Raw genomic sequence first — 1,380 nt, forward strand, 5'->3', positions numbered from 1 at the left:
TATGGGTGGCTGTACCGGTAGCGGAAAGCATATCGGGCAGGTTGGCTCACCGCAGATCAGTCAGCAGTACTTGCTGGGCTGGGGGAGTGGCAGGGACAGGCACACGGAACACGGTCCGACCACTGGACCGGCGACTCGACGGATTGGTGGCTTTCGTGGCCGAGTACGGGGCCATGCCCCACTACCGGCCGGACAGATCGGTTGAGGAAAGGGTTTTTGCGGTATGAGCACAAAAGCAACGCGCCCTCCTGAGAATTGGGAAGCTGGACACTAGGCGAGAGTTGATGCTTGGCCAGAGCGTGCCGGATTGGATCAGCCGTTGACGGCTCGAATCTGGTTCAGTTGCTGAAGTGGGTTGTCGCTGGGGTGGTGCCGATGCTGGTGACGAGTTGCTCGGCCAGGGCTCGGAGTTTGATGTTCTGGCCGTTGGAGGCGCGTTGCAGGATTCCGATGGCTTCGTCCGGGGTGCACCTGTTTTGGGCGACGACGATCCCGACGGCGATATCGATGTTGGTTCGTGATTCCATCGCGGCTTTCAGATGGGTGGAGGCTCTCTCGTGGGCGGCGAGGCGCAACGCCAGTTGGAGGGTCAGGGATATTTCGGCGGCGTAGGACTCGACCCGTTCGATGATCGGTGGGGTGAAGGCGTTTGGTTTCCGGGCGTAGAGGTTGACGGCTACCCCGCCATCATCGCCGTGGAGCAGGGGCACCCCAAGTACAGAGTGGTAGCCCTGGTCCTTGGTGGCCGCGAAGTATTTCGGCCACCGCGTGTCGGTGCGGCCATCGGCGACGACGGTGGTGGTGCCGGTCCGGATGGCGTGTAGGCACGGGCCTTCCCCATGCCCGTACTGGACTTCATCGAGGGCGATAGCTTCCGGGCTGCTGCTAGCCACGGTGGCGGCATGGTTCTCCCGCTTGAGCATCACCCCGCACAACACTTCGACAGTACCCTCGAGCACGGTGGAGGCGTGCTCGGCGAATCCTTCCAGGAACAACTCCAGGGTGCCCGAAGTGAGGATCAGGTGCTGCAGCTCCGCCACTGACACGTCGTTAGAGTTCTCTCCCATCTGCACAGTCTAGAAGGTCACCATCCGGTCACGGTCCAGCCACTGGAACGCCGTCGGGAAGGGGCCACCTTTCGGATACCACAACAGCACGCTTGGCCCCACCCGGCATTCACCTCGCCCGCACCGGGGGTGTGCGATACCCTCGAAAGGTAAGCTTGCTGATCATCGTTCAGGGTTGTCTGAGCTGTCGGGGTCCGAGGTAAGCCCCCTAAAGCTAACTGGAGGTACAACCGTGGATGAGCAAACGCAGCGAGACCGGACGCGTGCAGCCCTCCTTCAAGCCGCTGTGCCGTTGGAGGACTTATGGGTAAGT

The 1,380-nt window shown here is 61.8% G+C and carries 1 protein-coding gene; it reads right to left on the minus strand.

Annotated features, from left to right (window positions below; genetic code table 11):
- Positions 1–338: 338 nt before the first annotated feature.
- On the minus strand, positions 339–1,067 hold the full coding sequence (locus tag Y705_RS0101780) for a GAF and ANTAR domain-containing protein (protein ID WP_026531614.1): 729 nt from the start codon (positions 1,065–1,067) through the stop codon (positions 339–341).
- Between the last annotated feature and the right edge of the window lie 313 nt (positions 1,068–1,380).

Origin of the sequence: Arthrobacter sp. H41 (assembly GCF_000520535.1) — a bacterium.
Taxonomy (GTDB): Bacteria; Actinomycetota; Actinomycetes; order Actinomycetales; family Micrococcaceae; genus Arthrobacter_D.

Coding starts and splice junctions, on each gene's coding strand:
- Y705_RS0101780 (WP_026531614.1), bottom strand. CDS start 1,067: ATGGGAGAGAACTCTAACGACGTGTCAGTGGCGGAGCTGCAGCACCTG.